The sequence below is a fragment of the Micromonospora sp. NPDC047548 genome, assembly GCF_040642975.1.
Lineage (GTDB): Bacteria > Actinomycetota > Actinomycetes > Mycobacteriales > Micromonosporaceae > Micromonospora.
The window spans coordinates 1-20,659 of sequence record NZ_JBEYTI010000013.1; the positions used below are offsets into that span (position 1 = coordinate 1).

Annotated in this window: 18 protein-coding genes and 1 pseudogene; 14 read left to right on the plus strand and 5 right to left on the minus strand. The window is 73.8% G+C overall.

Annotated elements, in window-relative coordinates:
- Positions 1–349 precede the first annotated feature (349 nt).
- The 3 genes from groES to ABZ807_RS15810 all read left to right on the plus strand — a co-directional run bounded on the left by groES (position 350) and on the right by ABZ807_RS15810 (position 4,239).
- Positions 350–664, plus strand: a complete 315-nt coding sequence (groES, locus tag ABZ807_RS15800) for a co-chaperone GroES (RefSeq protein WP_121399825.1) — start codon at positions 350–352, stop codon at positions 662–664.
- A 70-nt stretch (positions 665–734) separates the two neighbouring features.
- Positions 735–2,381, plus strand: coding sequence for a chaperonin GroEL (gene groL / locus ABZ807_RS15805; RefSeq protein WP_357157420.1), 1,647 nt, complete (start codon positions 735–737; stop codon positions 2,379–2,381).
- Between the two features lie 121 nt (positions 2,382–2,502).
- Positions 2,503–4,239: a molybdopterin-dependent oxidoreductase gene (locus ABZ807_RS15810; RefSeq protein WP_357157423.1), complete on the plus strand. Its 1,737-nt coding sequence runs from the start codon at positions 2,503–2,505 to the stop codon at positions 4,237–4,239.
- 195 nt (positions 4,240–4,434) lie between these two features.
- Here the strand turns inward: ABZ807_RS15810 and ABZ807_RS15815 are convergent, their stop codons facing one another.
- The gene (locus tag ABZ807_RS15815; protein WP_357157426.1) at positions 4,435–4,818 is read right to left on the minus strand and encodes a WhiB family transcriptional regulator; all 384 of its coding nucleotides are present in this window, start codon (positions 4,816–4,818) and stop codon (positions 4,435–4,437) included.
- A 255-nt stretch (positions 4,819–5,073) separates the two neighbouring features.
- On the opposite strand from ABZ807_RS15815, the gene ABZ807_RS15820 reads away from it, so the two are divergent.
- Positions 5,074–5,898 (plus strand): LuxR C-terminal-related transcriptional regulator, encoded by an 825-nt coding sequence (locus ABZ807_RS15820; RefSeq protein WP_357157429.1) that lies wholly within the window; start codon positions 5,074–5,076, stop codon positions 5,896–5,898.
- Between the two features lie 82 nt (positions 5,899–5,980).
- Here ABZ807_RS15820 and ABZ807_RS15825 read toward each other — a convergent pair whose 3' ends face one another.
- Positions 5,981–6,391, minus strand: a complete 411-nt coding sequence (locus ABZ807_RS15825) for a DUF5319 domain-containing protein (RefSeq protein WP_357157432.1) — start codon at positions 6,389–6,391, stop codon at positions 5,981–5,983.
- A gap of 196 nt (positions 6,392–6,587) precedes the next feature.
- Here ABZ807_RS15825 and guaB point away from each other — a divergent pair, with 196 nt between their 5' ends.
- From guaB to ABZ807_RS15845, 4 genes are all read left to right on the plus strand, one after another.
- Positions 6,588–8,150: an IMP dehydrogenase gene (gene guaB, locus ABZ807_RS15830; protein ID WP_357157435.1), complete on the plus strand. Its 1,563-nt coding sequence runs from the start codon at positions 6,588–6,590 to the stop codon at positions 8,148–8,150.
- A 27-nt stretch (positions 8,151–8,177) separates the two neighbouring features.
- On the plus strand, positions 8,178–9,296 hold the full coding sequence (locus ABZ807_RS15835) for a GuaB3 family IMP dehydrogenase-related protein (protein WP_357157438.1): 1,119 nt from the start codon (positions 8,178–8,180) through the stop codon (positions 9,294–9,296).
- Positions 9,297–9,360: 64 nt separating this feature from the next.
- Positions 9,361–10,755 carry a M1 family metallopeptidase gene (locus ABZ807_RS15840; protein ID WP_357157859.1) on the plus strand — a complete coding sequence of 465 codons (1,395 nt, stop codon included), beginning with the start codon at positions 9,361–9,363 and terminating at the stop codon, positions 10,753–10,755.
- 60 nt (positions 10,756–10,815) lie between these two features.
- Positions 10,816–12,264 carry a M1 family metallopeptidase gene (locus ABZ807_RS15845; protein ID WP_357157862.1) on the plus strand — a complete coding sequence of 483 codons (1,449 nt, stop codon included), beginning with the start codon at positions 10,816–10,818 and terminating at the stop codon, positions 12,262–12,264.
- Here the strand turns inward: ABZ807_RS15845 and ABZ807_RS15850 are convergent.
- Positions 12,261–13,391 carry an LCP family protein gene (locus ABZ807_RS15850; RefSeq protein WP_357157441.1) on the minus strand — a complete coding sequence of 377 codons (1,131 nt, stop codon included), beginning with the start codon at positions 13,389–13,391 and terminating at the stop codon, positions 12,261–12,263. The two genes, ABZ807_RS15845 and ABZ807_RS15850, sit on opposite strands and share 4 nt — an antisense overlap.
- A 138-nt stretch (positions 13,392–13,529) precedes the next feature.
- Here ABZ807_RS15850 and ABZ807_RS15855 point away from each other — a divergent pair.
- From ABZ807_RS15855 to guaA, 3 genes and pseudogenes are all read left to right on the plus strand, one after another.
- Positions 13,530–13,639: pseudogene (locus tag ABZ807_RS15855) on the plus strand (FAD-binding protein); the annotation flags it as partial.
- Positions 13,616–13,870: a hypothetical protein gene (locus ABZ807_RS15860; protein WP_357157906.1), complete on the plus strand. Its 255-nt coding sequence runs from the start codon at positions 13,616–13,618 to the stop codon at positions 13,868–13,870. The pseudogene ABZ807_RS15855 and the gene ABZ807_RS15860, both read left to right, overlap by 24 nt.
- Positions 13,871–13,881: 11 nt before the next feature.
- Positions 13,882–15,438: a glutamine-hydrolyzing GMP synthase gene (guaA, locus tag ABZ807_RS15865; RefSeq protein WP_357157444.1), complete on the plus strand. Its 1,557-nt coding sequence runs from the start codon at positions 13,882–13,884 to the stop codon at positions 15,436–15,438.
- Between the two features lie 10 nt (positions 15,439–15,448).
- Here guaA and ABZ807_RS15870 read toward each other — a convergent pair whose 3' ends face one another.
- Positions 15,449–15,859, minus strand: a complete 411-nt coding sequence (locus tag ABZ807_RS15870; protein ID WP_357157448.1) for a PspC domain-containing protein — start codon at positions 15,857–15,859, stop codon at positions 15,449–15,451.
- A 144-nt stretch (positions 15,860–16,003) separates the two neighbouring features.
- On the opposite strand from ABZ807_RS15870, the gene ABZ807_RS15875 reads away from it, so the two are divergent.
- The 3 genes from ABZ807_RS15875 (at position 16,004) to ABZ807_RS15885 (ending at position 19,268) form a co-directional block, all read left to right on the plus strand.
- Positions 16,004–16,951, plus strand: a complete 948-nt coding sequence (locus ABZ807_RS15875) for an NUDIX hydrolase (protein ID WP_357157451.1) — start codon at positions 16,004–16,006, stop codon at positions 16,949–16,951.
- Between the two features lie 123 nt (positions 16,952–17,074).
- Positions 17,075–18,001 carry an NUDIX domain-containing protein gene (locus tag ABZ807_RS15880; RefSeq protein WP_357157865.1) on the plus strand — a complete coding sequence of 309 codons (927 nt, stop codon included), beginning with the start codon at positions 17,075–17,077 and terminating at the stop codon, positions 17,999–18,001.
- A 349-nt stretch (positions 18,002–18,350) separates the two neighbouring features.
- The gene (locus ABZ807_RS15885) at positions 18,351–19,268 is read left to right on the plus strand and encodes a CDP-alcohol phosphatidyltransferase family protein (protein ID WP_357157454.1); all 918 of its coding nucleotides are present in this window, start codon (positions 18,351–18,353) and stop codon (positions 19,266–19,268) included.
- Positions 19,269–19,325: 57 nt separating this feature from the next.
- Here ABZ807_RS15885 and ABZ807_RS15890 read toward each other — a convergent pair whose 3' ends face one another.
- Positions 19,326–20,573 carry a phosphatidylserine decarboxylase gene (locus ABZ807_RS15890; protein WP_357157457.1) on the minus strand — a complete coding sequence of 416 codons (1,248 nt, stop codon included), beginning with the start codon at positions 20,571–20,573 and terminating at the stop codon, positions 19,326–19,328.
- Positions 20,574–20,659: the final 86 nt, after the last annotated feature.

The window sequence follows — 20,659 nt, forward strand, 5'->3', positions numbered from 1 at the left end:
GCCGCCACCGGGCCGGCGGGGGCGGGGCGGGGCCACCGACGCCGTTTGCGGCGTGTCGCGGTGTCCCCGCCGCCGGGATGCCGCGACACGCCGCAAACGGCGTCGATCGTGGCCGTCCGACCCGACGCGCCGGGCGGCTGGTTGGCACTCTCCTTGACGGAGTGCTAGCCGAGGAATAACCTGCGATTAGCACTCTCACCCTGAGGGTGCCAGCTCCCGGGCCATCCGGCGCGGGCGCTGAACGCCAGGCGGACCGGCACCCGCGACGACGGCCCCGCCCGGTGGCATGTGGCAGATTGACGCTGGTCGGCCCAGCCGACCGGCAACGAAACCAGTACCCCAGGAGGGTATGCCCGTGACTACCGCGACCAAGGTTGCGATCAAGCCGCTCGAGGACCGGATCCTGGTCCAGGCGAACGAGGCTGAGACCACCACGGCGTCGGGCATCGTGATCCCCGACACCGCCAAGGAGAAGCCGCAGGAGGGCACCGTCCTCGCTGTCGGCCCGGGCCGCATCGACGACAAGGGCAACCGGATCCCGGTTGACGTCAGCGTCGGCGACACCGTCATCTACTCGAAGTACGGCGGCACCGAGGTCAAGTACGCCGGCGAGGAGTACCTGGTGCTCTCCGCCCGCGACGTCCTCGCGGTCATCGAGAAGTAAGCAACCGATCAGTGTCGTTGCCCCGGTCCGGCTCGCCGGGCCGGGGCAACGCCGCTTCGAAGGGACATTCATGGCGAAGATCCTGAGCTTCTCGGACGACGCCCGGCACCTGCTCGAGCACGGTGTCAACGCCCTCGCGGACGCGGTCAAGGTCACCCTCGGCCCGCGCGGGCGCAACGTCGTCCTGGACAAGAAATTCGGTGCGCCCACGATCACCAACGATGGCGTGACCATCGCCAAGGAGATCGAGCTCACCAACCCGTACGAGAACCTCGGCGCGCAGCTGGTCAAGGAGGTGGCGACCAAGACCAACGACGTCGCCGGCGACGGGACCACCACCGCGACCGTGCTGGCCCAGGCCATGGTCCGCGAGGGCCTGCGCAACGTGACCGCCGGGGCCAACCCGTCCGGTCTCAAGCGGGGCATCGACGCGGCGGCCGCCAAGGTCTCCGAGGCGCTGCTCGACCGGGCCGTCGAGGTCTCCGACAAGGAGTCGATCGCGCACGTCGCGACGATCTCCGCGCAGGACGCCACGATCGGCGAGCTGATCGCCGAGGCGATGGAGAAGGTCGGCCGCGACGGTGTCATCACCGTCGAGGAGGGCTCCGCGCTCACCACCGAGCTGGAGGTGACCGAGGGTCTGCAGTTCGACAAGGGCTTCATCTCGCCGAACTTCGTCACCGACGTGGAGTCGCAGGAGTCGGTCCTGGAGGACCCGTACATCCTCATCACCACGCAGAAGATCTCGGCGATCGAGGAGCTGCTGCCGCTGCTGGAGAAGGTCCTCCAGAACAACAAGCCGCTGCTGATCATCGCCGAGGACGTCGAGGGCCAGGCGCTGTCGACCCTGGTGGTCAACTCGATCCGCAAGACCCTCAAGGTCTGCGCGGTGAAGGCCCCCGGCTTCGGCGACCGCCGCAAGGCGATGCTCCAGGACATGGCGATCCTGACCGGCGCCGAGCTGGTCGCTCCGGAGCTGGGCTACAAGATCGACCAGGTCGGCCTGGAGGTGCTCGGCACCGCCCGGCGCGTCGTGGTCGACAAGGAGAACACCACCGTCGTCGACGGTGGCGGCCAGTCCTCCGAGGTCGCCGACCGGGTCGCGCAGATCCGCAAGGAGATCGAGGCCTCGGACTCCGAGTGGGACCGGGAGAAGCTGGCCGAGCGGCTGGCGAAGCTCTCCGGCGGCATCGCGGTCATCAAGGTGGGCGCGGCGACCGAGGTCGAGATGAAGGAGCGCAAGCACCGCATCGAGGACGCCATCGCCGCGACCAAGGCCGCCGTCGAGGAGGGCACGGTGCCCGGTGGTGGCGCCGCGCTGGCGCAGGTCCTGCCGGTGCTCGCCGACGACCTGGGCCTGACCGGCGACGAGAAGGTCGGTGTCTCGATCGTCCGCAAGGCGCTGGTCGAGCCGCTGCGCTGGATCGCCCAGAACGCCGGCCACGACGGCTACGTGGTGGTGCAGAAGGTCGCCGGCAAGGAGTGGGGCAACGGCCTCGACGCCGCCAGCGGCCAGTACGTCGACCTGGTGAAGTCCGGCATCATCGACCCGGTGAAGGTGACCCGCAACGCGGTCACCAACGCCGCCTCGATCGCCGGGCTGCTGCTCACCACCGAGAGCCTCGTGGTGGAGAAGCCGGAGAAGGCCGAGCCGGCCGCCGCCGGTGGGCACGGCCACGGCCACGGTCACGGCCACCAGCACGGCCCGGGTTTCTGACCCACGGCGTACGCCGACTCAGGGCGCACCGTCACGCGACGGTGCGCCCTGACGCGTTCAGGGGATTACGGAACGCTGACATGGTTGGCCGTCGGCCCGGTTGATCGACAACACTGATCCGATGAGCAGCACGCCCCGCGGCCTCGCCGCGCTCGCCGGGATCACCGCCGCCGCTGTGGCCATCGGCGTCGCCGAGCCGGTCGCGGTCCTCACCGGCCCCCGCTCCGCCCCGCTGATCGCGGTCGGTGGGCTGGTCGTGGACGTGGTACCGGGGCCGTTGAAGCAGTTCGCCATCGCCCTGTTCGGCAGGTACGACAAGATCGCCCTGCTGATCGGGACGGCGCTGCTGCTCGCCGCGTTCACCGCGCTGCTCGGGCTGCTGGCGGTCCGCCGGCTGTGGGTCGGCCTGGCCGGCATCGCGGCCTTCGCCGCCCTCGGCGTGGCCGCCGCGCTGACCCGGGCCGGCGCGGACGCCGCCGACGCGCTGCCCTCGCTGGTCGGCGCAGGGCTGGGCGGGCTGGTGCTCTGGGTCTTCCTCGCCGGCCCGCTGGAGGTCGACCCGTGGCCCTGGGCCCCACCGACGCCCCCACCGACGCCCCCGCCGACGCCCCCGCCGACGCCGCCGCTCGGCCCGCCGTCGACGCCCCCGCTCGGCCTGCCGTCGACGCCGCTGCCGGCCGGGCCCGGCCCGGAGGCCGACGGCTCGGCGCCGGCCGACTCGGACGTGGTGACCGGCCGGGGTTCCGTGAGCGGTCCGACGGCCGGGTGGGAGCCGTTGGAGAACACCGACCCCGAGTCGCGGCGCCGGTTCCTGCGTGGGGTGGGCGTGCTGGCCGGCGCGGCCGCCGTGGCCGGGCTGGGCGGGCACTGGCTCGCCGGCCGCCGGGGCGTGTCGGCCGCCCGCGAGGCGGTCGCGCTGCCCACCCCGTCGGCGGTGGCCCCGGCCGTCCCGGCCGGCGCCGACCTGTCGCTGGCGCAGCTCGCCCCCTACGTCACCCCGAACAGCGGGTTCTACCGGATCGACACCGCGCTGGTGGTGCCGCAGGTGGACCCGGAGACCTGGCGGTTGCGCATCCACGGGCGGGTGCGCAACCCGATCGAGCTGAGCTTCGCCGATCTGCTCGCCCGGCCGATGGTGGAGCGGTACGTCACCCTGGCCTGCGTCTCCAACGAGGTGGGCGGGGAGCTGATCGGCAACGCCCGGTGGCTGGGCGTACCCATCCGGGAGCTGCTGGACGAGGCGGACCCGGAGGAGGACGCGGACCAGGTGGTGGGGCGCTCGGTCGACGGCTGGACCTGCGGCACCCCGACGGCTGTGCTGCGGGACGGCCGGGACGCGCTGCTGGCGGTCGGGATGAACGGCGAGCCGCTGCCGGTCGAACACGGCTTCCCGGTCCGGATGGTGGTGCCCGGCCTGTACGGCTACGTCTCCGCCTGCAAGTGGGTGACCGAGCTGGAGCTGACCAGCTTCGCGGACTTCGACGCGTACTGGGTGCCGCGGGGCTGGTCGGCGCAGGGGCCGGTGAAGACGCAGTCGCGCATCGACACGCCCCGCCCGCGTAACCGGCTCACCGCCGGCCCGGTGCCGGTGGCCGGGGTGGCCTGGGCCCAGCACCGTGGGATCAGCCGGGTGGAGGTACGCGTCGACGGTGGCCCGTGGCGGGAGGCGACGCTCGCCCCGACGGTGTCGGTGGACACCTGGGTGCAGTGGTCCTGGCGCTGGGACGCCACCCCCGGCGAGCACACCCTCCAGGTACGGGCGACCGACGCTGCGGGCGAGACGCAGACCGGGCGGGAGCAGCCGGTCGAGCCGGACGGCGCCACCGGCTGGCACACGGTGAAGGTGACCGTCCGCTGACCCTGAGGGCACCGAGGGCGCCAGCGGGTGAGAAGCCTCACCGGCCCGGCTGATCCGTCCACGTCATCAGCTCCACAGCGTCTCCGACCCCCCTCTCGTCCTCCCGGACGGGGACCGTCCCGCCGCAGGCCGGGGGAACGCGCCGACGCCGTGCCCCGGTGCGGGGAACGGCGTCGGTCGGGGTTTGTGGGCGGGTCAGGCGATCTTCCGCTGGTCCGGCACGGCGGACTTGTGGGGGCGGCCCAGGCGGGCCTCCAGCCGGGCGACGTCGACCCGGGACTGCCGGCGGTCGGCCAGGTCCTCCCAGCCGAGCGCGAGCAGGCGCAGCCGCTCGGACTCGCTGAAGCCGCCCCAGACGCCGTACGGCTCGCGGACGGACAGGGCGTGCGCCGCGCACTCGGCCCGGACCGGGCAGGCCCGGCAGACGGCCCTGGCGCTGGACTCGCGGCGCAGCCGCGAGGAACCGCGCTCGCCGTCCGGGTGGAAGAACTGGGCGCTGTCGCGGCCCCGGCAGGCGCCGAGCCGCTGCCAGTCCCACAGGTCGACGATGGGTCCGGGCAGTCTACGTACGTTCGACATCAGCACCCCTCCTCCCGCGCGGCACCGCGGAGGTTCTCGTTCGCATCCGGTGTCCGGGCGGCGGTCCGCGTGGGCGCACCGTTCCGGCCTGGCGTCTCGGTACCCGACCTATCCCCGACTCACACGTCTGTGATCGAAAACGTCGGACAACTCGCGGCATATGACCTAGATGTCGGAAAAGTTCGGAGGATTGCCGGGAACCTCCACCCCGGCACAGCCCGCCATGGTCTGCTCTCTGCGGAGAGGAGACCCACCGTGCGTACCGTTCTCGTCTGCGTCCGGACACCACTCGCCGCGCAGCAGTTGACCTCGGCGGCCGCTCGGCTCGGCCTGGCCGCGGTCGTGCGGACCGCCGTCTCCGACCCAGAGGTGATGCTGCGGCTGGCCGAGCGCCCGGTCGACGTGGTGCTCGCCGACACCGCCCTCACCCGACCCGACAGCGCCGGCTTCGTCCGCCGGGTGCTGGCCCGCGCGCCGCAGGCCGCCGTGCTGCTGCTCGGCGCCGAGGAGTCCGAGGCCGCCGCCGCGACGATCAACGCCGGGGCCCGGGGGCTGATCCAGGGCACCGATCACGACCTGACCAGCGCGGTGGCCAAGGCCCTGCTGCTGCTCTCCGCCCCCGGCCGGGCGGCCCGCCACCGGGTCACCGACCCGGCCCGGGACACCGCCGCGGTCGGTGCGCCGCCCCGGCCCCCGGCCGGGCGTACCCCGGGCAAGCCGGGCCAGGGCTGGTCCCCGGGACCGGCCGAGGGACCCGGCGGCGCCCCGTCGGTGGTGCCGGTGCAGCGCGGCGACGACGAGGCCGAACCGGACACCGCCGAGCCGGCCGCACCCGCGTCCGGCGGCCGCCGTGGCGCGCCCGGCGCCCGGGGCGGGCGGAGCGCGGTCGGGCTGACCGAGCGGGAGCTCCAGGTGCTGCTCGGGATGGCCGAGGGGAAGAGCAACGCCGAGATCGGGCGGGAGTTGTTCGTCTCGGAGGACACCGTCAAGACCCACGCCCGGCGGCTGTTCCGCAAGCTCGGCGCCCGGGACCGCGCGCACGCGGTGGCCGCCGGCTTCCGCGCTGGCCTCGTCGCCTGAGCCGGCTTCCGCGCCGGCCTCGTCGCCTGAGCCGGCTTCCGCGCCGGCCTCGTCGCCTGAGCCGGCCGCCCGGCGGTCGGGCTCAGTCCTCGGAGGGGGACTCCTCCTCGGCGGACTCGGTGAGCGTGTCGTGCACCCCGTCGGCGTAGCCGCGCGCGTAGTCCCAGGTGACGTAGTGGTCCGGGTCGGGGTCGTAGGCCGGCTCGTGCACCCGGGGGCGGCCGGAGCTGAGCAGGTGGCGCAGGTTGCCCCGGAGCAGGTCCCAGTCGAAGTAGTGCGGCTCGCGACAGTCCTCGCATTCGATCACCAGCCCGCGCACCCCGATCGGCGCCAGCAGGGCCTGGTAGATCTCCAGGTCGGCCAGGTCCTCCAGGACGTCCTGGCGCTCGACCTCGGTCAGCGGGTCGAGCGCGTCGTCCTCACCGGGATCGTCCAGGCCAGCAGCCGGATCGGCCGGGTCGCCGTTGAACGGGTCGATGGGCTCGTCGTGCACCCCCTCACCGTAGTCCCAACGCTCGCCGGACGCGTCCCCCCGGCCGCCCCGGTGGCCCAGCCGACCCGCGCCGGCACCGCCGGGGACGGCCCAGCTCAGTGGGTACGATGAAACGACGCGCCGTCACCGTGGCGTGCGCCGGTGCCCGCGCGCGCCACCTCGCTGAAGCCCGTCCGAGCAGCTCAGGAGAGCAATCGTGGAGAATTCGCCCAGCACTGATCTTCCTGGCGGCGCCGGCGGCGGCGAGCCGGGTGGTCACCTCCCGGAGCTGCCGGCCGGTTCGGCGCGGGTGGTGCCGCTCGGCCTGACCTTCGACGACGTGCTGCTCCAGCCGGGCGAGTCGGACGTGGTGCCCAGCCGGGTCAACACCCGTACCCGGCTCACCCGCAATGTCGAGCTGACCGTGCCGCTGCTGTCCAGCGCGATGGACACGGTCACCGAGGCGCGGATGGCGATCGCGATGGCCCGCCAGGGGGGCATCGGCGTGCTGCACCGCAACCTCTCCGCGGACGACCAGGCGCTCCAGGTCGACCTGGTCAAGCGCTCCGAGTCCGGCATGATCACCAACCCGGTCACCGCCAGCCCGGACGACACCCTTCGCGAGGTCGACGAGCTCTGCGGCCGCTACCGCATCTCCGGCGTGCCGGTGGTTGACGGCGACGGGCAGCTGGTCGGCATCGTCACCAACCGCGACATGCGGTTCGTCTCCGACCCGGCCACCCGGGTCCACGAGATCATGACGCGTACCCCGCTGGTCACCGCGTCGGTCGGGGTGAGCAAGGACGAGGCCCTCGACCTGCTCCGCCGGCACAAGGTGGAGAAGCTGCCGATCGTGGACGGCTCGGGCCGGCTGCGCGGGCTGATCACCGTCAAGGACTTCACCAAGAGCGAGCAGTACCCGAACGCCACCAAGGACGACGCCGGGCGGCTGCGGGTCGCCGCGGCGGTCGGCGTGGGCGACGACGCGTACAAGCGGGCCCGGACGCTGGTGGACGCCGGCGTCGACGTGCTGATCGTGGACACCGCGCACGGCCACCAGCGGGCGGTGCTGGACATGGTCCGCCAGCTCAAGAAGGACGTGCGCATCGACATCGTCGGCGGCAACGTCGCCACGTACGCCGGGGCGAAGGCGCTGGTCGAGGCGGGCGCGGACGGCGTCAAGGTGGGTGTCGGCCCGGGCGCGATCTGCACCACCCGGATCGTCGCCGGGGTGGGCGTACCGCAGGTCACCGCGATCATGGAGGCCGCGCGGGCCGCGCGCCCCGCCGGCGTCCCGGTGATCGGCGACGGTGGCATCCAGTATTCCGGCGACATCGCCAAGGCGCTGGTCGCCGGCGCCGACACGGTGATGCTCGGCAGCCTGCTGGCCGGCTGCGAGGAGAGCCCCGGCGAGTTGATCTTCATCAACGGCAAGCAGTACAAGGCGTACCGGGGGATGGGCTCGCTCGGCGCGATGCAGTCCCGCGGCCAGGGCAAGTCCTACTCCAAGGACCGCTACTTCCAGCAGGACGTGCTCGCCGAGGACAAGCTCGTCCCCGAGGGCGTCGAGGGTCAGGTGCCCTACCGCGGGCCGCTGTCCGCGGTCGCCCACCAGCTCACCGGTGGGCTGCGCGCCGCGATGGGGTACGTCGGCGCGGAGAGCATCCCCGAGCTGCACCGCCGCGGCCAGCTCATCCGGATCACTGCGGCCGGGCTCAAGGAGAGTCACCCGCACGACATTCAGATGACCGTCGAGGCGCCCAACTACCACTCCCGCTGACCATCCCCTGCGACAACTGGAGTCCCCATGCGTGACGTGGTCGAGATCGGGCTGGGCAAGACCGCGCAGCGCGGTTACCACCTGGACGACATCGCCATCGTGCCGAGCCGCCGGACCCGGGACGTCGACGACGTCTCCACCGGCTGGCAGCTCGACGCGTACCAGTTCGGCATCCCCTGCGTCGGGCACCCGTCGGACGCGACGATGAGCCCGGCCACCGCCGTGCGGCTCGGCGGGCTCGGCGGGCTCGGCGTACTCAACGTCGAGGGCCTGTGGACCCGGTACGAGAACCCGACCAAGATCCTGGAGGAGCTGGCCGGCCTCGGCGAGGACGCCCGAACGACCAAGCGGCTCCAGGAGGTCTACTCCGAGCCGATCCGCCCCGACCTGATCGCCGAGCGGGTGCGCGAGCTGCGCGCCGGTGGCGGCACGGTGGCCGTCCGGGTCTCCCCGCAGCACACCCTGGCGCTGGCCCCGGTGATCCTCGACGCCGGCGTCGACATCCTGGTCATCCAGGGCACGATCGTCTCGGCCGAGCACGTCTCGACCACCGACGAGCCGCTGAACCTCAAGGAGTTCATCGCAGACCTCGACCTGCCGGTCGTGGTGGGCGGCTGCACCGACTACAAGACGGCGCTGCACCTGATGCGCACCGGCGCGGCCGGCGTGATCGTCGGCATCGGCGGCGACGACTGGTCCACCACCGAGTCGGTGCTGGGCATCCGGGTGCCGATGGCCACCGCGATCGCCGACGCCGCCGCGGCCCGCCGCGACTACCTGGACGAGACCGGTGGCCGGTACGTGCATCTGATCGCCGACGGCGACATCCAGACCTCCGGCGACATCGCCAAGGCGCTGGGGTGCGGCGCGGACGCGGTGATGCTCGGCGAGCCGCTGTCGCTCTGCGAGGAGGCGCCGGCCGGGGGCGCCTGGTGGCACTCGGCTGCCAGCCACCCGTCCCTGCCGCGCGGCGCGTTCGAGGTCGCCGGTGAGCCGATCGGCTCGATGGAGCAGCTGCTCTTCGGCCCGGCCGACGAGCCGGACGGCCAGCTCAACCTCTTCGGCGGGCTGCGCCGCGCGATGGCCAAGTGCGGCTACCGCGACCTCAAGGAGTTCCAGAAGGTCGGCCTGGTCCTGGACCGCTGACCCGGACAAAACCACCCGACGCACCGGTCGCGCCGATTAGGCTCGGCCGGTGCGTCGTACCCGGCTGAGGTCCACCGTCGCCGTCGCCCTGGCGGCGGTGACCGTCGTGGGCGCCGGGTGCACGTCCCACCGGGCCGACCCGGGCGCGTTCCGGCCCGGCGCCGCCGACGCCGGTGACTCGTACGTCCCGGGTCGCGGCAACGGCGGCTACGACGTCTCCGGGTACCAACTACGGGTGCGGTACGACCCGGCGACCGACCGGCTGACCGGCCGGGCGACCGTCACCGCCACCGCCACCGCCGCGCTCTCGCGGTTCAACCTGGACCTGATCGGGCTGGACGTCTCCCGGGTGACCGTCTCCGGGGCGGCGGCCCGGCATCGCCGCGACGGCGGCGAGCTGGTGGTCACGCCGCCGCGCGGGCTGCCCCGCGGCGCCGGGTTCACCGTCGAGGTCGACTACGCCGGGGTCCCGACCGCCGTCCCCGACGGCGAGCTGGGCAACGGCGGCTTCCTGCACACCGCCGACGGCGCGATCGCGCTGGGTCAGCCCGAGTCGGCCGCCACCTGGTTCCCGGTCAACGACCACCCGTCCGACAAGGCCACCTACGACATCGAGGTGACGGTCCCCGACGGGCTGGCCGCGCTGAGCAACGGGGTGCCGGGCGAGCGGACCAGCGCCGGCGGCTGGACCACCTGGCGGTGGGCCGAGCGGGCGCCGATGGCCAGCTACCTGACCACCCTCGTGATCGGCGACTACCGGGTCGAGACCGGCACGCACGCCGGCAAACCGATGATCACGGCGGTGCCGGCCAACCTGCCGGCGACCGGTCCGGAGGCCTCCTCGCTGGCCCGCACCGGCGAGATCGCGGACTTCCTCGCCAGCCGGTTCGGGCCGTACCCGTTCGACTCATACGGCGGCATCGCGGTCACCGACAGCCGGATCGGGTACGCGCTGGAGACCCAGTCCCGCCCGGTCTACGGGCCGGGCTTCTTCCGGGGCGGCCGGCCGAACCCGTCCGTGGTGGCCCACGAGCTGGCCCACCAGTGGTTCGGCGACAGCGTCTCGCTGGCGAGATGGCAGGACATCTGGCTCAACGAGGGCTTCGCCACGTACGCGGAATGGCTCTGGGCGGAGCACGACGGCGGCCGGACCGCGCAGCGGGCCTTCGAGCTGCGGTACGCCGCCACCGACTGGTCCCAGCCGGCGGTGGACCCCGGCCGGGCGGCGATGTTCGGCGACGGGGTCTACCAGCGGGGCGCCCTCGCGGTGCACGCGCTGCGCCGGACCGTCGGCGACGAGACCTTCTTCCGACTTCTGGAGGGCTGGACCGGGCAGCGGCGCGGCGGCATCGCGACCACCGCCGACTTCGTCGCGTACGCCGAGCAGGTCGCCGGCCGCCCGCTGCGCCCGCTCCTCGACGCCTGGCTGGCCGGCGGCGTCGCCCCCGCCCTGCCCTGATCCGGCGGTGATCGCCGGTCGATAGGCTGCCGCGGACGGCACGGGAGGTGGCGGGTGGCCATGGCGCGGATGCGGCGGGGCGTCGGTCTGGTGACGGTGGCGATCCTCGGGCTCGCCGGCTGCGGGTCCGACCCGGAGCCGGAGCGGACGCCGGCCACGGCGTCGGCCCCGATGGCCGTGCGGCAGTTCGCGCCGGGCGCCGCCGGGGTCGGCGACGCCTACTACCCGAACTACGGCAACGGCGGGTACGACGTCGGCCGGTACACGGTCAAGGTCCGCTACGACCCGGCGACCGACCGGCTCACCGGCACCACCACCGTGCAGGCCACCGCCACCACCGACCTGTCCGCGTTCCACCTGGACCTGGCCGGGCTGACCGTGCGGAAGGTGACCGTGGACGGCGCGCCGGCCCGCCACGCGCGCGAGGCCGACGAGCTGATCGTCACCCCGGCCGCCGGGCTCACCTCCGGCAACGGTTTCACCGCCGAGATCAGCTACGAGGGGAAGCCGGAGTCGCTGCGCAACGAGGTGCTCGGCGAGAGCGGCTGGCTGCACACGACCGACGGCGCGATCGCCCTCGGCCAGCCGGAGTCGGCGAGCACCTGGTTCCCGGTCAACGACCACCCCTCGGACAAGGCGACCTACGACGTCGAGATCACCGTCCCGAAGGGGCTGACCGCGGTCAGCAACGGGGTGCCGAAGGGTCGGTCGGACCGGGGCGGCTGGACCACCTGGAAGTGGTCCGAGGCCGCCCCGATGGCCAGCTACCTGAGCACCGTGGTGATCGGGGAGTACCAGGTCGAGACCGGCGAGCACAAGGGACGGCCGGTGTTCAGCGCGGTCAGCACCAAGCTGGGCATGGGGGCCGCCGACGCGTCGATGGCCCGCACCACCGAGGTCGCCGACTACCTGGAGAGCGTCTTCGGGCCGTACCCGTTCGCCGCGTACGGCGGGGTGGTGGTCGCCGACGACCGGATCCGGTACGCGCTGGAGACGCAGAGCCGCCCGGTCTACGGGTCGGGCTTCTTCCGGGGCGGCGAGAACACCGGTGTGGTCGCCCACGAGCTGGCCCACCAGTGGTTCGGCAACAGCGTCTCGGTGGCGAGGTGGCAGGACATCTGGCTCAACGAGGGGCTGGCCACGTACGCCGAGTGGCTCTGGGCCGAGCACCGGGGCAACGGCACCGCCCAGTCGGCCTTCGACCAGCGGTACGCCGGTTCGTCCAGCCGCATCTGGCAGACGCCGCCCGGCGAGCCGGGCCGGGAGAACCTGTTCAGCGAGTCGGTCTACCAGCGGGGCGGGATGACCGTGCACGCGCTGCGGGTGGCGGTCGGCGACCCGGCGTTCTTCACGATCCTCAAGACCTGGGCGGCGGAGAAGCGCAACGGCAACGCCACCACCGCCGAGTTCGTCGCGCTGGCCGAGCGGGTCTCCGGCAAGCAGCTGGACAAGCTCTTCGACGCCTGGCTGCACGGCACCGACCGGCCGCCGGCCCCGGGGCGTCGCTAGTTCTTCACCCGCAGCTCGGGGTGGGCGGCGAGGAACGTCTCGGCGTCGCCGGCCTTGAGCGCGGTGAGGAAGGCCCGGCCGACCGCCTTGAGCTCCTCACCCTTGTATGCGCTGCCCTTGCCCACCCCGCTGCCGGGGAGCGCGACCAGGGTGAACCGGTCGACGCCCAGCCCGCCGAGGGCGTACGCGAGGTCGACGATGCGGGGGCCGCCGGCGTAGATCAGGGTGTCGCCGAGCGCGTCGACCACCTGCTGGACCCGGTCCGGCTGCCGGGCCAGGTTCTCGTCGAGGATCTTGGTGGCCAGCGCCCGGAGCAGCTGTTGCTGGTGGCGCTGCCGGGCGTAGTCGCCGCCGGGGATGTAGCGCTGCCGGGCGTAGTCCAGTGCCTGCCAGCCGTTGAGGTGCCGCTCGCCCTTCTCGTAGACCATCTGCGGCCCGACGTAGCCGCCGCCGGAGGGCGCCGGGTCGCGGTGCTTGCCGTCCGGCCTGCGGTGCAGGGAGACCACCCGCTCGTCGACGTAGATGTCCACCCCGCCCAGGGTGTCCACCAGCTTGTCGAAGCCGTTGAAGGTGATCACGGCGCCGGCGTCGATCCGCAGCCCGGTGTAGCCGCTGACCGTGCTGCGCAGCAGCTCGTATCCCTGGGCGGCGCTGGGCTCCTTCGGCTTGCCCGGGACCCGGCTGCCGTAGCTCATCGCGTGGGTGAGCTTGGTCTTCCCACCCCGGTAGTTCGCCTTGGGGAAGGCCGGGATGTCCACCAGCAGGTCGCGGGGGAGGGAGAAGAGGTACGCCCGGTCCAGCCCCGCCGGCACGTGCAGCACCAGCACCGAGTCGCCGTGCGGCTCCCAGCCGGGGACGCTGACCCGGGTGTCCACCCCGACCAGCAGCAGGTTGAGTGGGCCGGTGATGCCGGCCCCGGGCGGGGTGGTCGGGCTGGGCTCGGCAGCGGCGCTCGGCGTGGCCGTGGCGGTGGTGGTGGCGGTGGCCGCCCCCGGCCGGCGCTCCGGCCGTTCGCCGGCGACCAGCCGGCTGACCACCAGGGTGCCCCCGACGACCAGGACGACCGCGGCGAGGGCGGCCAGCAGCAGCGCCCGGCGCGGGCGCCGCGCCCCTGTCTCGTGAGCCATGCAGGACACCCCCGTTGAGGACAACGATCCGACGGGTGCTCCGCGTTGCGGGCCGGACCTGACGGATCGGCTGACGCGAGCATGATCGCGCGTGAACGGCCCCTGGCGCGATGGCTACTCAGCGGTAATGATGCGTCCATGCGGTACGACGTGGTCGTCATCGGGTCCGGTTTCGGCGGCGGCGTCACCGCGCTCCGGCTGGCCGAGAAGGGTTACACGTCGGCGTGCTGGAGGCCGGCCGGCGGTTCGACGGGGTGGTCGACCCGTGGCACCGGGTGTACGGCAACCCGGGGCTGCCCACCCGGCGGTGCCGGCGGGCGCCCCCGGCGCGCTGCACGGCTGAGCGCCCGACCGGGAGCGCCGGGGACCGCGGCGGGCCTGCGGTGCACGGCGCCGGGGTCCGCCGGCTGGCCGGCCGCGACGTGACGCGGCACGCCCGGAACCCGACCCCTGCCCGGGGCCGGGGTGACTGTGGGTAGGCTTTCTGCACATGAGCACGCCTCGCCCCGTCCTCGTGGTGGACTTCGGAGCCCAGTACGCCCAGCTCATCGCGCGCCGGGTGCGCGAGGCAAAGGTCTACTCGGAGATCGTCCCGCATTCGATGCCGGTCGCCGAGATGCTGGCGAAGGACCCGGCCGCGATCATCCTGTCCGGCGGCCCGTCCAGCGTCTACGCGCCCGACGCCCCGCAGATCGACGCCGGGATGTTCGACTCCGGCGTGCCGGTCTTCGGCATCTGCTACGGCTTCCAGGCGATGGCACAGGCGCTCGGCGGCACGGTCGCGCGGACCGGTAACCGGGAGTACGGCGGCACCCCGCTGCGCCCCCGCCTCCTCGACCCCGGCGTGCTGCTCCGCGACCTGCCGGCGGACCTGCCGGTCTGGATGAGCCACGGCGACTGCGTGACCGAGGCGCCCGAGGGCTTCACGGTGACGGCCGAGTCGGCGGGCGCGCCGGTCGCCGCGTTCGAGGACGTGGTCGGCCGCCGGGCCGGCGTGCAGTTTCACCCAGAGGTCGGGCACACCGCGCACGGCCAGGAGATGCTGACCCGCTTCCTGTACGACATCGCCGGCATCGCCCCGACCTGGACGCCCGAGAACATCATCGACGAGCAGGTCGCCCGGATCCGCGAGCAGGTCGGCGACAAGGAGGTCATCTGCGCCCTGAGTGGCGGCGTGGACTCGGCGGTCGCCGCCGCGCTGGTGCACCGGGCGGTCGGTGACCAGCTCACCTGCGTCTTCGTCGACCACGGCCTGCTGCGCGCCGGTGAGGCCGAGCAGGTGGAGAAGGACTACGTCGCGGCCACCGGCATCAGGCTGAAGGTGGTCGACGCGCAGGAGCGGTTCCTCGGCGCGCTGGCGGGGGTCACCGACCCGGAGCAGAAGCGCAAGATCATCGGCCGGGAGTTCATCCGCGTCTTCGAGGCCGCCGCCCGGGAGGTCGCCTCCCACGGCGACGTCGAGTTCCTGGTGCAGGGCACCCTCTACCCGGACGTGGTGGAGTCCGGTGGCGGCACCGGCACCGCCAACATCAAGAGCCACCACAACGTCGGCGGCCTGCCGGAGGACCTGAAGTTCGCCCTGGTAGAGCCGCTGCGCACGCTCTTCAAGGACGAGGTCCGCGCGCTCGGCCTGCAGCTGGGCCTGCCCGAGGCGATGGTCTGGCGGCACCCGTTCCCGGGCCCGGGCCTGGCCATCCGGATCATCGGCGCGGTCGACCGGGAGCGGCTGGACCTGCTCCGCAAGGCCGACCTGATCGCCCGGGAGGAGTTGTCCGCCGCCGGCCTGGACCGGGGCGTCTGGCAGTTCCCGGTGGTGCTCCTGGCCGACGTGCGCAGCGTCGGCGTGCAGGGTGACGGGCGCAGCTACGGGCATCCCGTGGTGCTGCGCCCGGTCTCCAGCGAGGACGCGATGACCGCCGACTGGTCCCGGTTGCCCTACGAGGTGGTCGCCCGGATCTCCACCCGGATCACCAACGAGGTCGCCGAGGTCAACCGGGTGGTCCTGGACGTGACCAGCAAGCCGCCGGGCACCATCGAGTGGGAGTGAGCCGAGCGGCTCACGCGGTCGGCGGCGCAGGCGCCGGACGGGGCTCCGGCTCCGGCCGCGGGGCCGGGACCGACTCGGTGGGCTGGCCGGGCTGCGCGGTCGCGCTCGGCCACGGGTACGGGGCCGGCTGCGGCGCCGGGGTCGGCGTGGTTGCCGGGCCGGCCTGGGGCGCGGCGCCCGCCGGGTGCGGCCAGGCGGGCGCGCCCGCCGGCTCCTCCGGCATCAGGAACCACATGATCGGGTACGCCAGCGCGGCGATTCCGCCGGTGAGCAGGGTCGCCACGGCGAAGACCACCCGGACCAGGGTGGGGTCGACGGCGAAGTAGCGGCCGAGGCCGCTGGCGACGCCGGCCACCATCCGGTCGGTGGTGGGTCGGCGGAGCTGCTTGTACGGGGCCTGGGGTGGGGTCGTCGAGGTCATGTCTCCACGTTCCGCGCGGGGCGGTCGGGCGACCTCGGTGGTCGCCCGGATCCTTACCCTGACCGGCCCCTGACCTGCCAGCGCTGAGTCAGGAATCTGACTCTTTTCGATACAGGTAACCGTGGGCTGGGAGAATTTGGCTCCGTGACCACCTTGCTGGAGCCGCTCCGCAGGATCGCGGCATACGCAGTCTGTGCTGATTCAGTCGACCGGGTGTTGCTGGTCCGCGCGTCGGAGCGCTCCGGCACCCCCGGAGTGTGGTCCCTGCCCGGCGGGGCGGTCGACCACGGCGAGGACCCGAAGCACACCGTCGTCCGGGAGACCGCCGCCGAGACCGGGCTCTCGGTCGCCGTCTCCGCACTGGAGGACGTCCTCGCCGACATGCGGGCCCTGCCCGAGCGGGGCATCACCATCCACACCGACCGCCTGCTCTACCGGGTCTCGGTGCGCGGCGGAACGCTCACCGACCGGGTCGAGCGCCCCACCGACCTGGCCCGCTGGTACACCCTCGAAGAGGCCCGCGAGCTGCCGCTGCGCTCGTTCACCGCGCGCGCCCTCGGCCTGGCCGCCTCCTCCGCCGACATCGTCCCGGACGAGCCGCCGGAGTTCCCCTCCTTCTACGCCGTGCCCGGGCCGGACGGCCTGCACCGGGCGCAGCGCTTCGCCGCCTACGCGGTGGTGACCGACCCCGACGACCGGGTGCTGCTGACCCGGGTCTCCGACGGGTACCCGGGGGCCGGCTGCTGGCATCTGCCCGGCGGCGGCACGGACTACGGCGAGCAGCCCGGCGCCGCGCTGATCCGGGAACTGGTGGAGGAAACCGGCCAGACCGGTCGCCTGGTCGAGTTGCTCGGCGTGGCCAGCCACCGGGACGCCGCCTCGCTCGGCCCCGAGGGCTACCCGATCGACTGGCACGGGGTGCGCGCCTTCTACCGGGTGGTGGTCGACAAGCCGGCCCCGCCCACCGTCGCCGACGTGGGCGGCTCGACCTGCGAGGCCCGCTGGTTCGCCCGTGAGGAGCTGGGCGCACTCCCCACCGACCGCCTCACCGAGGTCACCGCCGAAGCCGTCCAGGCCGCCCGCCTGACCTGACCCACCCGCCCCTCCCGCGCAGCCCCGCCGTCGACCACGGGGCCGACCACCTGATACCGCGCCCCGGCTGCCGCTAACGTCATGATCGACGTGGTGGCGGCCGGACGGCGGGGAGTGGTGGGGTTGCAGCGGCGGCGGAGGGTGGGGGCGTACGGGGTGCTGCGGGGGGCCGGCGGGCGGGTGCTGCTGGCTCGGGGAGCGGCGTCCTGCCCGTTTCCGGGGGTGTGGCAGCTGCCGGGGGGCGGCGTCGAGCATGCGGAGCACCCGGCGCGCGCGGTGGTCCGCGAGTTCGCCGAGGAGACCGGGCTGGTTGTCGAGGTGACCGGGGTGCGGGCCGCCCTGGCCGACGTCACCACCTTCCCTGCCACCGGCGTCGCCGTGCACACCGACCGGCTGATCTTCGACGTCCGGACACGCGGCGGTGAGCTCCGCCCGGAGCCGGCCGGCGGCAGCGACGAGCTGGCCTGGTGCACGCCGGAGGAGGCGGCGGCCGTGCCGCTGATGCCGTTCACCGCCGAACTGCTCGGTCTTCCCGTCACGCCCTTGCCGGCCGACCTGCCGGGCGTCCTGCCGGGCGTCCTGCCGGCCGGGCAGGCCGCCGCCCCGCCGGCCGACCGGCGACAGCGCTTCGCCGCGTACGGGCTGGTCACCGACCCGGCGGGCCGGATCCTGCTGACTCGGATCGCACCCGGCTATCCGGGTGCCGGCCGGTGGCACCTACCCGGGGGTGGCACGGATCACGGCGAGCAGCCGGCCGCCGGGCTCCTGCGCGAGCTGGTGGAGGAGTCCGGGCAGCTCGGGACGGTTGTCGACCTGGTGACGGTCGACAATCTGCACAACCCCGCCGCGCTCGGCCCGGAGGGGCGCCCGCTGGACTGGCACGCCGTCCGGGTGGTCTACCGGGTGGTGGTCTCCGCGCCCACCGAGCCGGTGGTGACCGAGCTGGCCGGCGGGTCGACGGCCGAGGCCGGCTGGTTCACGTCCGTGCAGGTGGAGAGGCTGTCGCTGACCGAGGTCGCCGCGCTGGCAACGGGACGCCGGAGCCGATAGCACCCGCTCACCGGGCCGAGGGTGGGGCGCTCCGGTACAGTCGGACGTGGGGCTGGCGGAGGAAACGGGCGATGAGGCCCGAGATGGGAACAAGGCAGCGGTTTGCGCGGCTTGACGGAGATATAAGTACCGCCGACAGCTATCGCCAATCACCGCTTCCCTGTGCAATGGTGTACTCCGCTTGAACGGGCTGCCGGGCCAAGAGCGGTCCGGCAACGAGACAGCCGGACACCCGCCCCCGTGGGCGGTCAGCCGATCCGGTGATGGAGGAAACGTGCCGAGAGCCCCATGGCGCCGGCGTCGTACGACTGACAGTCCGCGCCCCGCAGGGCGTCGCTGGGCGGGCCCGTTGCGCCGCAGCAGCACGTTCGCCCGCCAGGTGCTGCTGGTCCGGGTGGGCCGCCGCGACGGCGACCCGCGTATCGGCACCGACCTGGTGCTCCCCGAGCGCCTCGTCGACCGGCCCCGTCGCCGGTATGGCCTCGACCGCTTGGGTCGCGCCGAGGTCGAGGCGGTCATGCCGGTGAGCCCCGCCCTCGCCCCCACCTCGCCGGTCGACGACTCGCCCGCGATGTCGATCCCGCTGCTCCCCGGCGAGCGCACCGCGTCGCGCCGGATGAAGTTCGCGCTGGTCAACGCCTGCACCCTGGCCAGCCTGGTGATCGGCATCAACGCCATCTTCGTGGCCATGGCCGGCCAGGCCCGGGTGGCCGCGCTCCTGCTGATCGCCTGCGTCGCCTTCGACGGCCTCGACGGCGCGCTCGCCCGCAAGCTCGGCGTGGCCAGCCCGTTCGGCGCCCAGATGGACTCGCTGGCCGACATGTGCTCGTTCGGCCTGGCTGCCCCCGTGGTGGTCTACGCCTCGCTGGCCGGGTCGGCCCCCACCGCGGCCGCCGCGGTGGCCGCGGCCCTCGTCGCGGCCTGCGCCGCGATCCGGCTCGCCCGGTTCAACGTCTCGCCGAAGGACGGCCGGTTCTTCTGTGGGGTGCCGACGACCATGGCGGCCGCGGTGCTCGCCCTCACGGTCGCCATCGGCCTGCCGCTGCCCGCCGTGGTGCAGATCGCCGGGGTGGCGTTGCTGGCCTTCGCGATGGTTTCCAGCTTCCCGTACGCGAAGCTCGCCCGGCTGCTCAAGCTGCCGCCGTGGCTGTGGCTGGCCCCGGTGATCGGCGCGTTGGTCGACATCCGGCTCACCTTCGCCCTGGTGGTGGTGGGCTACCTGGTCAGCGGCCCGCTGCTCTGGTTGCACCAGCGCCGCACCGCCTGATCCGCCCGTACGTAGGCAGAGGGGGCGCCGCGACCGCGGCGCCCCCTCTGCCGTTCCTCAGCGCCAGCGGGCGATGACGGTCGACCCGCCGACCACCTTGTCGCCCGGCCCCACCAGCGGCTCCGCCGCCTCGGCAGGCAGGTAGACGTCGGTGCGCGAGCCGAACCGGATCAGGCCGAAGCGCTCGCCCCGGGCCAGCAGCGCGCCGATCGGCGCCCGCTGCACGATCCGCCGGGCGATCAGCCCGGTGCGCTGCGCCACCACCACCGTGCCGTGATCGGTGTCCAACACCGTGTACGCGGCCACGTTGTGCTCGGCGTCCGGCTTCATCGCGTTGACGAAACCGCCGTCGGCGACGAAGTAGTCGACCACCTTGCCGGGCACCGGTGCGCGGTTGACGTGCACGTCCAGCACCGACAGGAAGACCGCGACGCGCAGCCACTCGCCGTCGCCGAAGCGCTCGTCGTGCAGCCGCTGCACCGAGAGGACCTGGCCGTCAGCGGCCGCGACCACGGCCGACGGGTCCTCCGGGACGTCCCGCTCCGGGTCTCGGAAGAAGGCGGCCACCGGGCCGGCCGCCAACGCCGGCAGCAGCCAGAGCTTGGACTTCGGGCGCACCACCCGGGCCACCGCGGCCAGGCCGAGGGCGATGCCGGCCGCCGCAACGCCGTTCGAGTCGATGTGCATGCCGCGGGTCAGCGGCACGCTGGAGGGGCGGTGCGCCGGGGCCAGCCGGGCGGCGAGCGCGGCGCTGGCCGGGGTGAAGCGCAGGCGGTGCACCCGCACCGGCGGCTGGTTGCGCAGCACCAGGTCGGTGCCGACCCCGTGCAGCACGCCCTGCCGGTCCAGCTCGGCGGCGGCGCCCTCGGTGCGGAACACCGGCGCGGCCACGCTCAGCACCGAGCCCTCGCTGAGATACTTGGCCAGGCCGTCGATGGTCGTCCGGGCCTGTTCGGCAGTGCCGGTCAGCGGCTCGGCGGCGATGACCACCTCGGCGGCGTCCGCCTCGGCGAGGGAGTCGAGGACGCGTACCCGGTCGGCGACCCAGCGGCCCTGGGCCGTCACGTGCTCGCGCAGCGCGGTGGCGCTGGCCGTCTCGGCCGGGACGACGGTGAGCCGGTCGCCGGGCAGCAGCGCGTCGACCGCCGCGGCGAGCACCGCGGACTCGGGGGACGCGTCGACCAGGAGAGCGGCCTTCGGGTCGTTACGCCGGGCGAGCTCGGTGACGAGGGTACGGGCGGCGCGCTCGCCGATCCGGACCGGACCGGACCGGCCGGGGGTGCGCTCGGCGGGGGACTGGGTCATGTCGGACGGGCTCCTGACGAGGTAGAGACGGGCTGTCGCGGCGGGACCGCCACGTGCGACCTGGTCCGCTCGGCCCCGGACGGGAC

Bases quoted from the DNA above. Each gene is read 5' to 3' on its own strand.
- groES (WP_121399825.1), top strand. From the start codon at position 350: ATGCCCGTGACTACCGCGACCAAGGTTGCGATCAAGCCGCTCGAGGAC.
- groL (WP_357157420.1), top strand. From the start codon at position 735: ATGGCGAAGATCCTGAGCTTCTCGGACGACGCCCGGCACCTGCTCGAG.
- ABZ807_RS15850 (WP_357157441.1), bottom strand. From the start codon at position 13,391: ATGGCTCACGAGACAGGGGCGCGGCGCCCGCGCCGGGCGCTGCTGCTG.
- ABZ807_RS15835 (WP_357157438.1), top strand. From the start codon at position 8,178: ATGCGTGACGTGGTCGAGATCGGGCTGGGCAAGACCGCGCAGCGCGGT.
- ABZ807_RS15870 (WP_357157448.1), bottom strand. From the start codon at position 15,859: ATGACCTCGACGACCCCACCCCAGGCCCCGTACAAGCAGCTCCGCCGA.
- guaA (WP_357157444.1), top strand. From the start codon at position 13,882: ATGAGCACGCCTCGCCCCGTCCTCGTGGTGGACTTCGGAGCCCAGTAC.
- ABZ807_RS15810 (WP_357157423.1), top strand. From the start codon at position 2,503: ATGAGCAGCACGCCCCGCGGCCTCGCCGCGCTCGCCGGGATCACCGCC.
- ABZ807_RS15845 (WP_357157862.1), top strand. From the start codon at position 10,816: ATGGCGCGGATGCGGCGGGGCGTCGGTCTGGTGACGGTGGCGATCCTC.
- ABZ807_RS15815 (WP_357157426.1), bottom strand. From the start codon at position 4,818: ATGTCGAACGTACGTAGACTGCCCGGACCCATCGTCGACCTGTGGGAC.
- ABZ807_RS15890 (WP_357157457.1), bottom strand. From the start codon at position 20,573: ATGACCCAGTCCCCCGCCGAGCGCACCCCCGGCCGGTCCGGTCCGGTC.